Here is a 377-nt window from a genome sequence, read left to right as displayed (position 1 = left end):
GTCCTGGTAACTACATGGCGGCAAACCCGAAATGGTTGCAACCGGTTAGCATGTGGAAGCACTACTACAAAAAGTGGGTAGCAAATCCAGAATACGAGCGCCTGCTTAACATCAGTGTATTCTTAGAAATTCGTTCCGTTTACGGCAACAATGACTTTGAAAAAATACTCCGCGATGAAATGCATATGAACATTCGTAACAGCCGAGAGTTCTTAGTTTCATTGACAAACGATGCAGTGAATACCAGTCCGCCATTAGGTATCTTCAACAGCCTTGTTTTAGAAAAATCGGGTGAGAATAAGAAGACACTGAACGTTAAGAAGTATGCCATTAACCTCATTATCGATTTGGCGCGAATTTACGGCTTAGCGGTAGAG

1 protein-coding gene is annotated in these 377 nt (G+C 42.4%); it reads left to right on the top strand.

Annotation, left to right across the window (positions count from 1 at the left end):
* Window positions 1-377 (top strand): putative nucleotidyltransferase substrate binding domain-containing protein (locus AB4585_RS24330; RefSeq protein ID WP_372171318.1); only part of this gene is annotated, 377 nt, incomplete at both ends.

It is taken from the genome of Vibrio sp. 10N.222.49.C9 (genome assembly GCF_041474985.1).
GTDB classification, from domain to species: Bacteria; Pseudomonadota; Gammaproteobacteria; order Enterobacterales; family Vibrionaceae; genus Vibrio; species Vibrio crassostreae_C.
This window is presented reverse-complemented; position numbering and strand designations above follow the sequence as displayed.